Below are 12,900 nucleotides of genomic sequence, written 5' to 3'. Positions count from 1 at the left end.
TTAATATGACTAATTAAGCTCTTGGTTGGTTCATAGCCGTTAACATGTTGCCATAAATAGCATTTAACGACGATAAGTTTTTAGCTAGTTTACCTACTTCTTCCTTGAACTGTTTAGAATCTTCCATCGAATCGCTAAAGTTGTCCATGGTCAAGGCTAGGTTTTGATAAAACTTGTTCATTGATTTTAAATGTGCGCTTGAATCTTGCAATTCCAATTCATAAACAGCATTTAAAGCCGATAAGTTCTTGGCCAGGTTGTTAACTTGTTCGTGGTATGCTTTTGAGTCGGCATGACTTTCGCCAAGTTCGGCCAATTGAGCCGTTGCCTTTCCAAAAGCGGTATTCAGGTGATCGAAACTGGTAGATACCGTTTTCACCTTATCTGTAAATTCAGTTGTTGCCAACGAAGCATCGGCCACATTGGAAATTGTAGCTACCTTGTCACCAAAGGTACGCAGGCCAGTGCCCAGTTCTTTGATAAGGTCGGCACCAATCTCTTTATTCACCACTTCACTTAGGGCACTAATGGCCGAAGTATTAGGCGAGACGTCTCCTTCTCTCGATTTATCCCTTGCCGGCGCTCCCTCTTTTAACTCAGGATATGCTTTTTCCCATGGAAGATCTGGATGTGGAGGGAAGAAACCTCCCAATAAGAATAAAAATGCTTCTACTCCTAATCCAACACCAATCATGATACTTCCCCAAATGCCTCCCAAGTGAAGAATCTTGAATAATGCACCAACAATTACAACAGATGCACCAATAGATGTTGCCAAGTGTAATTTCGCTTCCTTTGTAGCAAATTTTGCCGCCATAGTTTTAAATTGTTTATTTTTTGAGTTTGTGGTTTACTTATCTAGTATTTTTTACAGCAGGCTATTACCTGGGAAATGGGACACGCATCTAAATCCGATATAAGATCTGGGCACATCCTGATATTCATAAGAAGCCACCGAATTCTGTAGGAAGAATCCTATATCTTTCCAAGAACCTCCTTTAACCACTTTACGGTTACCTTTTCTAAAAATTGGGTTTTTATCTTCCACAGAGGCTTTATTATAAGCATCTAAAGTCCATTCGGCCACATTGCCCGCCATATTGTACAATCCATAATCATTTGGCAAATAAGCTTTTGCTTCTACGGTATACAAAGCACCATCGTCTACATAATTACCCCTACCTACCTTAAAGTTGGCTTGCAGGCATCCCCTTGCATTCATGATGTAAGGTCCTCCCCAAGGGTATTTAGTCTGGGTTCTTCCGCCCCTGGCCGCATATTCAAATTCGGCTTCCGTAGGCAAAGCATATTTCAATCTCGAATTAACGGGCATTTTTCTTTGTCTGGCCACATTTTCATAAAACTCGGTTCTCCAAGCGCAAAAAGCATTTGCCTGCTCCCAGGTTACCCCAACCACTGGATATCTATCATAAGAAGGGTGGTTAAAGTAGGCCTCTACCATTGGATCGTTATATTCATAGGTATAATCGCGTCGCCATACCAAGGTATCGGGATACACCAGTACCGAAGGGTGCTGGTTTGGTTTTGACAGGTCAGGGTTATCGGTATAGATATCATAGTTGTCTATCCTTTCCGAATTGGCGCCATTTTGCAGGGCCAGATCAATATTCTTTGAAATATAGGCGTATCTCAACAATCTTTTATCGATGTCCTTATCATTTCCTCCATGAGAGAATTGAGATAAGTTATCGTTAATATACATCCCCTTTAGCTTATTGTTGATATCGGGCTTTTTATTGTTCCATAAGGCACTACCGTTCCCTACTTTCCTCCAGTCTATATGTTGGAATTTAGGCGCTGTTGCCCCAGCCGAAGTTTTTGGTTTGATAAAGTATTCGGTACCTTGTAAAAATTTGGTAATGGCCACTGAGTCTCTCACCCAATTTACAAACTGTCTATATTCTGCATTGGTGATTTCGGTTTGATCCATATAAAAGGGATTAAAGGAAACCATTTTGCTCTGCTTGCCCTGATAGAAGGTAATATCTTCATCAGTCATCCCGATCAGGTTACGACCACCAGGTATATAGACCATCCCCAAAGGGATTTTGTTGTTCTTAAATTTTCTGTTGTAGGCACCTATGAGCTCTCCCTGGCCACCCTTCCCACAGCTCGAAAGCATGGCAGAAATTATAATAAATGTAAGAAAGTAAATTTTCTTCATATGTTGTCTAAGCAATTTTATAGCAATTTTATCAATTAACATTGAGATTTACAACTATTCGCACAAAAAAATCCACACTTTTTCTTAAGCATTAATTTTATTAACATTTTCCTTCATCGCAAAAGTGAGGGACTGTAAAATTTAATTTTAGGTCCACCACCCTATCCCAATGAAGCTAGAAAGTGCCATAATCAGCAAAAAAGCACAAGTTTTAACCAAATGTTAAGCCTTCAAACAGAAGTTAACGAACTGAACAGCAATTTATTGTTGTTTTTTCACCAAAAACAGAAAAAAAGACCAAGCTGCTGCAAGATAGTCCATAAACCACTGAATATCAATACCAAAAAATAAGTAAATTTTATCTATTTATTAGATTTTTTGATATAGTTTTCCAAAGCCATGATCATGGAAGGAGCCTCTGGATTGGGCGCTGCGATATCCACAATTAAGCCTTTTTCGGCCACCGCCTTTTGTGTATTGAGTCCAAAAGTTGCAATCCTAGTATTGTTTTGTAGAAAATTGGGGAAATTTATATACAGTGATTGTATGCTCGATGGACTAAAAAAAGCAAGAACATCATAAAATACATCTGCCAAGTCGGAAAGATCGCTCACTACTGTCCTGAACAGCACCGCAGGCGTTACATCATAACCATTTTTCTGCAGAAAATTCATGGTATCTTCCGTTGCCACATCAGAACATGGGTAAAGGAACTTATCACCGGCATGTTTCTTCAACACTTCGGCCAGGTCGGCCGCAGTCTGTTTACCAAAGAAGATCTTACGCTTCCTATATTGGATATACTTTTGTAGATAAAGCGCCGTAGATTCTGAAATACAGAAATATTTAAGGTTTACAGACACTTCATACCTCATTTCTTCACAGATCCTGAAAAAATGATCTACGGCATTTCTACTGGTAAAAACCACCGCAGTATAGTCGGCCAAATTGATCTTCTCTTTTCTAAAATCCTTGGCCGGCACCCCTTCTACATGTATAAAAGACCTAAAATCTATTTTTAGATTATATTTCTTTGCTAAATCAAAATATGGTGACTTTTCAGTTTCGGGTTTTGGCAAAGTAACCAATATACTTTTTACCTTGCGCAATCTTTCTTCTTTGTTTTCTTGCATTTTCCTTATTAGCACTTATAATCCTATAGCCTTGATTAATATCAATATAGGGCAAATTTCGAGGGTGCAAAAATACAAAAATAAATACAATTTAGGAAACCTATATTGAGATAAAATATTTACCGCAGCCCTAATGAACTGAAAAACGAAGATTACCAATAGGGTAAGTATGCCCAAAAGCACATACAATGACCCATATTTGGCCGGAGACAGGGCAAATGCGATAATAATAGGAATAAACAATAAGGAAGCATTAAAATAACTTAAATATAATATAGAGACATATTGGTGCAAGGGTTTCTGTACATTGAAAACAAAACCCAAAATTCTCAGGCATACAATCTTTAATAGATATAGCAGAATAATGGCTATAGAAATCGCCACAAAAAAAGAGAAGCCCTCCTGCACCTGCTGCAACTGCCTATATTGTGCCACCAGATAGAAAAACATGCCAATGGTAAAGCCAAATTGGATAAACAGCAGCAAGAAAGACCACGAGGTGATGAGGTTGTCTTCCTTATTCAGGTTGGTTAATGCCCTATTGCTATAGAAAGACTGTACTACCGCACTAAGTTGTTTTGCAAAGGTGTTCTTGAGCACTGCAAACAGCACCAATAAAAAAGCAATAATACCCAAGATCCATATTTCTCCCTTTGGCAACAGATCACCATGCTGGTAATCTACTTCAGCCCTATAGTTGGCCGCCTGGCTGATCAAGCGGTTCAAATTAAAAACCTCAAAACCATAACCCGCATTTAAACTGTCCAACCACTGTGCATTGGTCAGCGAATCTCTAATCCTTAATATTTTAGGGGTTAATGTATCTATACTTACCGTAATGGCGCTATCGGGCCTAAGGGATAAGTCATCTGTAACAGCGGATGTCATGGCCACCGTATCTGGCTGCGGCAGGGTACGCTGGGCATTTGCAGCTACGCAGCACAATAGGCCAACAAAAAACGGAGTAAGTATCTTAAACATGCTAGAATAGTGCGGTAATACCAAAGTGTATTTTCCCTTGCCGCAAATTTAGTGGATTATTTTGTTGTTTCCCTAATGCATAGCTGACAGAAAGTATACCAAGGTTCGTTTCAAAATTAATTCCCGTTCCAAAGCCCAAAGGATAGTCTTTGTAGTTCAGGTCGGCTGTTTTCCTTTTAACATAGGCCTGGTTATAGAAAATGAACAGGAAAGAGTTGCGTTCTAACAGGTAGCGCAGTTCGGCATTAGCATAGGCATAACCCGTGGCCAATATAGAAAGTTCATTAAAGCCTCTTAGGCTTTTTTGTCCACCAAGCCTAAACACTTCATTTTCCAATAGGTATTTACCATTTAGGAAGGCTGTTTCATTGCTTAGGGCTACCACCAGCTGTTTGGCCAATGGAACATAATAATTAATGCGGCTGAATAGGCGGTAAGAGGTACTGTTCAAAGTCACGTTCTGGTAGAGTGCTTCGGGAATGGCCGCATTACGCTTGATCTTTTTTGCACCCACGGCAAAATCTAACGAAAGGGTATAACCTTTCCGCGGATTAAACCGGTAGTCGAGCTGCTCAAGATTAAGCCCAAGACCATAAAAGGTGGTACCGGCATCTAAAATAGGAGGCAATACTGTGGCATTTTGGTAGCCTTCTACCGAAACCAGGCTGGTCGCTTTATTCTCGATAAAAAACTGCAAGGCATTATTTCCCTTCAACAGGTAATTGAAGCCTAGCTTGGTATCGACATTCAAAAACGAGGTATCCTGTTTATAGAGATAAAGACTTGGGCTCAACCCAAATTCTGTATTCAATACGTGGGGAACATTTGCCTTCAATTCTAACAGCTGGCTTTTTCCGGCAAGCCCCTGGTAATTAAAGTCCAATTGTTCGGCCCTCTTAAAGGCATTGTAAAGGTGCAGCTTAAGGTTACCTACCAACTGCGATTTGCCGGTAGAGCCATTCTGCTGTAGCCCTAATATACCGTCGAACTGGTTGGCATCTTTCTTATTTGCGTACACCCGTATCAATGCTTTTTGGTTGGCAAAGCCTATTTCGGGACTTTTGACCACTTCCAGGAAAGGAAGCTCCCGCAGCCTGTTTTCCATTAGGCCTACATATTTCTCTGCATAATAATCGCCCTGCCTTATATTGAGGTAATTCTGCAGGTATTTTTGGCCAATTTTGGCACTCCCCACCACTTGTACGCTGTCATAGGTAATGCGTTGGTTGGGCTGTACCTTCAGCTGTGCGGCAATCTTTTCCCTGTCCATCATGATGCTGTCCAAACCGATGGCAGCAAAGGGATAACCGTTGTTCTCGTAATAAACAAGCAGGCTCTCAAATAACTGGGTAAGCTGCTTGGGGTTAAAATTAACTGCCCTAAAATTCCTTTCCCTAAAACCTACGGACTGCAGTACGGCCGATGGCAACTTGGCACTTAAGGCCACCAATTGATATTGCTTGTTGGCCCTGAGCAGCAGCTGCACCTTTCGATCGTTAAAGACCAGTTTTTCCACTTCGGCCAATAGGTAACCCTGAAACTGTAGCTGCGAAACCAACAAAGCCGCTGTTTGGTATACCGTGATACTATCGGGCTGTGCCGATTTAAACTGAAGACTTTTCAACAGGCTAGGGTCTGCTTCTACCAAACTCACGTTGAGCTGATAGTTCTTTTGGGCCGATACTTTGCTCAGCGCCAGAAAACAAAAAATAGAAAGCAGGTACCTCATCTGTTTATTTGCTCTTTCATCCCAGCGGCCCTACGCTTGTAAGCTATTGCCTTGAAGGAAATTCAAACATACTAAAAACTGCTCTTCATTTGGGTATTGACTACTAAAAGACTTCAGGCAACTTTAATTGAAAAATGCACTTCAATAAATTCTTTACCCTTTCCTAGAGGTCTATCAGATTAGAAGAGCGCGCAAAGAAATACCATTATTTCGATGAGAGAGTATGACAAAGAGCATTGAAAATCAACGGGGTTAAACCAGCACCGTAACATAGCCTGCATGCAGCATGTTAGATCTCTCCTCTTAAAAATCGTCGAGATGACGGTAAAGGGAGGGCAGTACATCAACAAAACGTCTTTTCGATGGGGAGGAACGACGAAGAGAAATCTATATAGAAGAATGTACTTTTATTTCCTTCGCTACCAATAATCCGATGGCTATAGGATCGGCACAGGTTGTATTCTTGAAAGCAATTTGGCCTAGAAAAAGATCTTTTTCTCTTCTTTCGTTTCACCTCCACACTTATCATTCCAAACCTAAGCCGTTATTCCACTTTTGTTTCTGTCATGCCGACGACAGAGCCTGCTCCGATTTATCGGAGAGGAATCTCTGGAAGACAGCTTGAGTTAGGTAATCCGCTTCCTCCCTGTTGTTTTTATCTATACTTGCACAGGTAGGCAACCTGTTCAGCTGTTTTTACCTTAAAAGTGGTATGGGCTTCTACTTCAAACTGTTGTCCGGCCGAGCAGGTTTTCCAATCTCCATCTTGGGCCAATAATACTTCCATCTGTCCTTCTACTACAAGCATGGTTTCGTGGGTGGTGGTGCCAAATTCATATTCGCCTTTATCTATAACACCTACGGTTGATTTCCCCTGATTTTCATAGGCGAGCGATTTTACGGCTCCGTCAAAATATTCATTTACAGTAATCATATGGCTAAAATAGCAACATATAATCTTAATTCCTGCAAAAAAGTAAATCTTAAATTGGCATTAATGAAACTTTAACCGTAATTGTTCATGCGGCTTTGTTTAACGCCATAGTTAGATATATCTAACTTCAATAGCCAACCTGCACTTAAATTATTAAATCCCTCCTCCTAAGGTCGTCGAGATGACGGTAAAGGGAGGACAGTACATCAACAAAACGTCTTTTCGATGAGCAGGAACGACGAAGAGAAATCTATACTAGAAGAATGTACTTTTATTTCCTTCGCTACCAATAATCCGATGGCTATAGGATCTGTACAGGTTGCGTGCAAGATGACAATTTTGCTATTGCTTTTCCTATATACCGTAAACCATTAGGTAGAAAACCATGGTCTGGCAATACACTAGTTCTTGTTTACCTTCGTTTTCCTTTTATAGTCATTAAAGGTCTGCTCGCCCAGCAATACCTTCATAGCGCTGTCGCGAGACAGGCGGAGCTTTTTCATCTTCTCTCTTTTTTCCAAGGGGTCATTTGAAGGCTGTTCAATCAGGGCCTTCATATCTGCCGTAAACTTTTTGTTTACATTTTTCACCTGTGCTTGCTGTTCGGCACTTAGTATGGCCATAGCGGCATGGCCTGGAGTAACGGGTTTCTTTTTTTGCTGGGCATATCCATTTAAAATGGCTACCTGCAACAATGCGAGTACGATAACTTTCTTCATCTCTATTTTTTTTCCATTAATTGACCCACCATTTTGGCAAGCTGGTCTATACGTTTATTGGTTTCTGCAAGCTCTTTTTCTTTCTGGATAAGGTGCAGGGTAAGTTCTTCTATCTTCTTGAGCAGTACTTTGTTCATCTCTCCCAGTTCCAATCCTTCCTTGGCCACTTCCTTTGCCGAGGGCACTTCGGGCAGGTGCTTGTTCTGCCTGATAAAGGCCTCCAATTCTTTCAAAGATGGCATGCTGTAGCTGTCTTCGAACACATAATCGGGCCAATTGGCCGTGGGTTCGATCTTTACCTCCCTGGCCCTGATCTTACCGTTTACCGAAAGCTTTTCCTGGGGGGCAGTGGTGCCAATGCCTACGTTGCCATTTGTTTTCAGTGTCATCACATCATTCCAATAGCCGGCGGTGAACGTAAGGTCGTGTTGGCTTTCAGTACCTATCTTGGCCACGTTGCTAATATGGGCAAACATTCCCACTTTTATTCCGGAACCTTCCGTTACCAGAAGTTTAGCATGTTGGTTGCCATGCACCTGCATGACCTTGTCCCAACCCTGCGCATTGTCTATTGTGGAAGTACCGATACCGAGATGTCCTCCCTGTCTTTGGAATACTAACGGATGGTCATAGGAATCGCCCACCTTCTTTGCCTGTATTTCTGAGAAATTACTATTGCTCACTTTTATATCTAAGCCTGACAGCGACAGCCCTTTAGCTATATCCAGATCATTTGTTGTAGTAAAGCCCCTATCTGTAATTCCCTGTAAATCGAAACCTCCCGAATTAGGCAGACTAACATTCAATTTTTCTATGGCACCTGTACCTGAATTTCTAGTCAACACCTCATAGCTTCCCACAGAAGTTGCAGGTTCATTGTTCAGGAGCATGATACCAGCAAAGCGGCTAGTACCATTCACATCCAAGGGATATTCAGGTTCAGCAATCCCCTTGTTGATCCCGATCCAACCGTCCTTGTTCCAGGTATAGGGGTAGGCATACTCTGGAGCGGCACCATGATTACCTAAGCGCGTGGTCAACAACCTGATGCCACTTAATCTGACTACATTTCCGCTATTATGGGTCATGGTTAAACGAAGATAATCACTTTCATCGAAACCATTTAACCAATGGTACCTACTTACGCCACTACTGCCAAGAAAATAGGTAGAATTATGGAGTGTGGTCCAGTTTACATTATTTTGAGAATGTTCTATCTTAATATTCACATAAGTTCCTGCGCAATAGCCATAATCAAGTGCCAACCACATGGCATTGGTGTAAGTCATTCCTCCCCATGTCCACCTCGCCGCCTTTGTGCTGCTTCCATTGATCACCTCTATTTGTGCGGCCGTACCCGTCCTTTGAGAGAACAAACTGTTATTCAACGTAGCCGGCACGAAATTGGTCTTATCGGCAGATTCCTCATAAGTAATCTGATAGCCTTTCTTATTGAATGCCAATACATCGTGAAAGGTTTTACTGGTTGGGGTCTGGTAAAACTTAAATCTATTAGAAGAAGTAGCTTCAATCACCTTATTGGCGGCAATTGCAGATACTTCATAGGCATCCATATCTTGTGCATATACCTTACCTTGTATGCGTGCGTTTCCATTTACATCAAGTTTATGGCCTGCATCGGTAAAAGTATTACCATAACCAAGCAATGCATTGCCATTTGGCGAAAAGTACAGCCTATTGTTACCGTTACCGTCGGCAAGCAATACACTCCCGGTCAAATTACCTGGCAGATCGGATGAGGTAGCACCAACAATTGTATTTCCAGAACCGGTAGTGATGCCCTTACCTGCATAAGCTCCAATGAATGTGTTGTTCTTGCCCGTAGTCAATTCATAGCCCGCCTTATTTCCAACAGCCACATTATCTGAAGAATTGGCATTATACAATGCTTGATAACCGATTGCCGTATTTTGTCCATTGGCTGCAGTGCTTTCCAATACGGCCAGTGCAGTAGCTCCTCCAAAGGAAATAAGGACGGTGGGTGCTACAGTATAAGTATTAGTTTTAGAATAATCAACATAGTATATTTCTAACGCGTTGGTTTCGTTAATTGATGTATTAAGGGTAAACGAGCTGTTATTAGCAGTGGGAGTTATACTCACCTGTGGTGCATAGCCTGTACCCGAATCGCTAGTATATAGCTCATAATAATAATAAACACCATCCGACCACGACAGATAAAATTCTAGTATAGCACCAGTTCCATGCCCCCCTACAAGGCTTGGTACAAAACTTCCCAAATCAACAGCACTTTTAATATATCCTTCTATATATAGTCCATTGGTGCTGCTCACGTCCATATAGAGATATTCCCATTCAATAGTGTGGCTACCAAAATTTATGGTTGGTCGGCTATAAGTCCCTGGATTGACAATATTGATTTCCTTTATGGCATATTTCAATGTGTTGGCCTGAGCTAAAGCGCCTGTACCATAACTGGTGTTTTCCTGTGCAATTGCCCAGCTTGCGCCAAAAAGGCACAGCAGGAGAGCGATAATTTTCTTCATGGTTTGTTGGTTTCCGTTGGTTTGTTAACCTGTGCCTCTAAATAATGATTTTTTTTCTGGAAATGCAATAGGAAAGTGGGCTTTGGTTATGGGTTGTGAGTTGTGGGTTAGGCTTACCAGAATTGCCAAGTTGGGGAACCGCCAGAAAGTTAGATTTATCTAATATCAAACACTATCAATACCTTACTTAATTAACTCTGGTATAATCGCTTGCACTCAACTTTCATCAGGCGTGGAGCAGAAAAATAGTTTATGGCTTTTTTGTCTGTTCTAGTTTATCCATACGCTCTTCCAGTGCCTTTAACTGTTTTTCTTTCTGGATAAGGTGCAGGGTAAGTTCTTCTATCTTCTTGAGCAGTACTTTGTTCATCTCGCCCAGTTCCAATCCTTCCTTGGCCAATTCCTTTGCCGAGGGCACTTCGGGCAGGTGCTTGTTCTGCCTGATAAAGGCCTCCAATTCTTTCAAAGATGGCATGCTATAGCTGTCTTCGAACACATAATCGGGCCAATTGGTAGTGGGTTCGATCTTTACCTCCCTGGCCCTGATCTTACCGTTTACCGAAAGCTTTTCCTGGGGGGCAGTGGTGCCAATGCCTACATTGCCACCGTCAATGGTCATCCCTACGTCTGCGCTACCTGATGCAAAAACGATCTTACCTGCATCATTCCTAATGCCAAGATTATTGGCGCCGCCAATACTAAAAGCGTAGCCATCACCGATAATTTGATTTACTTGGCTTGACTTGTTTATTCGCAGTCTTGTTAGAAGGCCTACTTCACCATTAAAAGTGGCATTTCCATCGGTGGCGATAATAACAGCATTGCCAGAGCCACCAGCATCTAAACGTATAGCTTTTCCCGGACTAGAAGTAATTGTAGGTGACGTTGTCGCTGCGTCAGAATAAACTCTTATTTGATTTCCAATTTCTCCAAAATTAGCTACAAATCCTGACTTGACTACAGAAATGTCGTTGGTAGTGCTGCCCCCCCTATCTGTAACTTCCTGCAATGTTGGCATTAAGACCGCTCTAAGTTGACTTTTTGAAGTGTAACCCCAAGTTCCACCCACTAAAGCAGTCATGAAATAGTTTGGATCTGAAAAATTACCTCCGTCGCTTGTCGCACCATTCCATTGGATAGCACTACCACTAATATTCATGTTGTAAGTTTCGCCATCGGCCGAGACGACATTATGGCCGTTTATTTGCGGCCTGACCTGAAAATTTAATATCCTATTGCTTCGATCCACGGCAAACACCGTTCCCAAATAACTGCCCGCATCATCATAAGAAGATAAGTATAAGTTACTTCCTGCATTGCCACCATTTTCATTGCCTATTGCATACAGATCCCACCTTAAGGAGTTATTGGTCTTGAAAAGCAGTTCTCTATAATTATTGGCCGTTCCATTGATAATCAGTCCGCCGGTATTCAAAAAACTTGTGGTCGTGTTGCCATTATTAGTAACGTCCTGCAAGGTTGGCGAGGTGGTCTGGGCATTGGAAGTGACCGAAATCAATGTGATGAACGCCAGGGAGAGTAGTCTTAATTTCTTCATTTCAAATTTATTTTTTTAATGCTGGATATCTTATCTGGTTCTTTAAGGGGCAGTTGTTATCTTCTATTGTTTTTAATGGCTATACGATTTAATGATTGCAATGGGCTCATCTAAATGCGCTATTTAGGGTGATTGGGCAAGGGTAATGTATAAGCAGGCGCAATGTACAGGGCTGACCCTAATGGTACGCAAAGGGGATTGCCGCCCAATGGGGATGGCAAGGGAGCGATAATTTTCTTCATGGTTTGTTGGTTTCCGTTGGTTTGTTAACCTGTGCCTCTAAATAATGAAATTTTTTCTGGAAATGCAACAGGAAAGTGGGCTTTAGTTATGGGTTGTGAGTTGCGGGTTAGGGGTTACCGGAATGATTTACGGTTATAGATGTCTCGTATCCTGGACATGACAATTTTTTAGGGTTATGGGCTGCAGGTTATCAGTTGTGGGTTAGGCTTACCGGAATTGCCAAGTTGGGGAACCGCTAGAAAGTTAGATTGATCTAATTTAACATCAAATATCATCCATACTTTCCCTAATTGGCTTTTGTAGAAGCATCTTCGTTTCGTAAAAGCACGAAAGCTTAGGCTTCTATCTCCATTTCTACCAAATACAAAAGAACACACTAAGTGTGAGAGCGGGTTTAACCGTAACCCTATTTTCAGTATGCCTTGCCTGAAGGGCTATAAATTGAGTAGTTTAGTATAAGACATTGTCCGGTTTTGGCCGAAATAGTCCACCCTTGTTCGGGTGTTGTTCGGGAGTTGTTCGAGAAACCTTCGGTAAAAGTACCTTTTTACCGAACAAGCCCCGAAGAAGTCACGAATAAAACCCCTCTTGCCCAAGCCCAGCTTGTGCTTTATACCAACGGGACCAAGTCAGCCAAGTTTCGTTTTAAGCACAAGCACCACTCTGGCGCAAGCGTCCGCTTGGGCCTAATTAAAAACTCAATTAGTTTTAAGCACAAGCACCGTTACACTTATGCTTGCGCTAGAAATCGCTTAAACCAGAAGGGACAAGCTGCCAGTTTATACTACAGGAATTTTATTGTGCACTGTACATGAGCAACATGCAGGCCATATTGACCATGGATGCACAACAACAGGCGAGGAAAAAATATGGACATCGTGCTTATCAAT

Annotated in this window: 11 protein-coding genes; 1 reads left to right on the top strand and 10 read right to left on the bottom strand. The window is 41.7% G+C overall.

What is annotated here, in order from left to right:
• Nucleotides 1–13: 13 nt before the first annotated feature.
• The 6 genes from gldL to JHD79_RS17030 form a co-directional block, all read right to left on the bottom strand.
• Nucleotides 14–817: a gliding motility protein GldL gene (gene gldL, locus JHD79_RS17055; RefSeq protein WP_199120511.1), complete on the bottom strand. Its 804-nt coding sequence runs from the start codon at nucleotides 815–817 to the stop codon at nucleotides 14–16.
• Between the two features lie 51 nt (nucleotides 818–868).
• Nucleotides 869–2,185: an SUMF1/EgtB/PvdO family nonheme iron enzyme gene (locus JHD79_RS17050; protein WP_199120510.1), complete on the bottom strand. Its 1,317-nt coding sequence runs from the start codon at nucleotides 2,183–2,185 to the stop codon at nucleotides 869–871.
• A 362-nt stretch (nucleotides 2,186–2,547) separates the two neighbouring features.
• Nucleotides 2,548–3,318, bottom strand: coding sequence for a uroporphyrinogen-III synthase (locus tag JHD79_RS17045; protein ID WP_199120509.1), 771 nt, complete (start codon nucleotides 3,316–3,318; stop codon nucleotides 2,548–2,550).
• A 15-nt stretch (nucleotides 3,319–3,333) separates the two neighbouring features.
• Nucleotides 3,334–4,299, bottom strand: a complete 966-nt coding sequence (locus tag JHD79_RS17040) for a DUF4271 domain-containing protein (RefSeq protein WP_199120508.1) — start codon at nucleotides 4,297–4,299, stop codon at nucleotides 3,334–3,336.
• Between the two features lies 1 nt (nucleotide 4,300).
• Nucleotides 4,301–6,028 (bottom strand): BamA/TamA family outer membrane protein, encoded by a 1,728-nt coding sequence (locus JHD79_RS17035; protein WP_199120507.1) that lies wholly within the window; start codon nucleotides 6,026–6,028, stop codon nucleotides 4,301–4,303.
• A gap of 655 nt (nucleotides 6,029–6,683) precedes the next feature.
• Nucleotides 6,684–6,962 carry a pyrimidine/purine nucleoside phosphorylase gene (locus JHD79_RS17030; RefSeq protein ID WP_199120506.1) on the bottom strand — a complete coding sequence of 93 codons (279 nt, stop codon included), beginning with the start codon at nucleotides 6,960–6,962 and terminating at the stop codon, nucleotides 6,684–6,686.
• Between the two features lie 225 nt (nucleotides 6,963–7,187).
• Between JHD79_RS17030 and JHD79_RS17025 the strand changes: the two genes are divergently transcribed.
• Entirely contained in the window at nucleotides 7,188–7,337 is a 150-nt protein-coding gene (locus JHD79_RS17025) for a hypothetical protein (protein ID WP_199120505.1), read from the top strand.
• A 26-nt stretch (nucleotides 7,338–7,363) separates the two neighbouring features.
• Here the strand turns inward: JHD79_RS17025 and JHD79_RS17020 are convergent, their stop codons facing one another.
• The 4 genes from JHD79_RS17020 to JHD79_RS23015 form a co-directional block, all read right to left on the bottom strand.
• Nucleotides 7,364–7,681, bottom strand: a complete 318-nt coding sequence (locus tag JHD79_RS17020; protein ID WP_199120504.1) for a hypothetical protein — start codon at nucleotides 7,679–7,681, stop codon at nucleotides 7,364–7,366.
• Nucleotides 7,682–7,683: 2 nt separating this feature from the next.
• Entirely contained in the window at nucleotides 7,684–10,209 is a 2,526-nt protein-coding gene (locus JHD79_RS17015; protein WP_199120503.1) for a hypothetical protein, read from the bottom strand.
• 250 nt (nucleotides 10,210–10,459) lie between these two features.
• Nucleotides 10,460–11,767 carry a hypothetical protein gene (locus JHD79_RS17010; protein ID WP_199120502.1) on the bottom strand — a complete coding sequence of 436 codons (1,308 nt, stop codon included), beginning with the start codon at nucleotides 11,765–11,767 and terminating at the stop codon, nucleotides 10,460–10,462.
• Nucleotides 11,768–11,886: 119 nt separating this feature from the next.
• Nucleotides 11,887–12,009: a hypothetical protein gene (locus tag JHD79_RS23015; RefSeq protein ID WP_255533933.1), complete on the bottom strand. Its 123-nt coding sequence runs from the start codon at nucleotides 12,007–12,009 to the stop codon at nucleotides 11,887–11,889.
• Nucleotides 12,010–12,900 lie beyond the last annotated feature (891 nt).

Origin of the sequence: Pedobacter sp. ASV28 (assembly GCF_016428855.1) — a bacterium.
GTDB lineage: Bacteria > Bacteroidota > Bacteroidia > Sphingobacteriales > Sphingobacteriaceae > Pedobacter.
This window is presented reverse-complemented; position numbering and strand designations above follow the sequence as displayed.

Bases quoted from the DNA above. Each gene is read 5' to 3' on its own strand.
- JHD79_RS17015 (WP_199120503.1), bottom strand. From the start codon at position 10,209: ATGAAGAAAATTATCGCTCTCCTGCTGTGCCTTTTTGGCGCAAGCTGG.
- JHD79_RS17050 (WP_199120510.1), bottom strand. From the start codon at position 2,185: ATGAAGAAAATTTACTTTCTTACATTTATTATAATTTCTGCCATGCTT.
- JHD79_RS17025 (WP_199120505.1), top strand. From the start codon at position 7,188: ATGAGCAGGAACGACGAAGAGAAATCTATACTAGAAGAATGTACTTTT.
- gldL (WP_199120511.1), bottom strand. From the start codon at position 817: ATGGCGGCAAAATTTGCTACAAAGGAAGCGAAATTACACTTGGCAACA.
- JHD79_RS17045 (WP_199120509.1), bottom strand. From the start codon at position 3,318: ATGCAAGAAAACAAAGAAGAAAGATTGCGCAAGGTAAAAAGTATATTG.
- JHD79_RS17030 (WP_199120506.1), bottom strand. From the start codon at position 6,962: ATGATTACTGTAAATGAATATTTTGACGGAGCCGTAAAATCGCTCGCC.
- JHD79_RS17020 (WP_199120504.1), bottom strand. From the start codon at position 7,681: ATGAAGAAAGTTATCGTACTCGCATTGTTGCAGGTAGCCATTTTAAAT.
- JHD79_RS23015 (WP_255533933.1), bottom strand. From the start codon at position 12,009: ATGAAGAAAATTATCGCTCCCTTGCCATCCCCATTGGGCGGCAATCCC.
- JHD79_RS17040 (WP_199120508.1), bottom strand. From the start codon at position 4,299: ATGTTTAAGATACTTACTCCGTTTTTTGTTGGCCTATTGTGCTGCGTA.
- JHD79_RS17035 (WP_199120507.1), bottom strand. From the start codon at position 6,028: ATGAGGTACCTGCTTTCTATTTTTTGTTTTCTGGCGCTGAGCAAAGTA.
- JHD79_RS17010 (WP_199120502.1), bottom strand. From the start codon at position 11,767: ATGAAGAAATTAAGACTACTCTCCCTGGCGTTCATCACATTGATTTCG.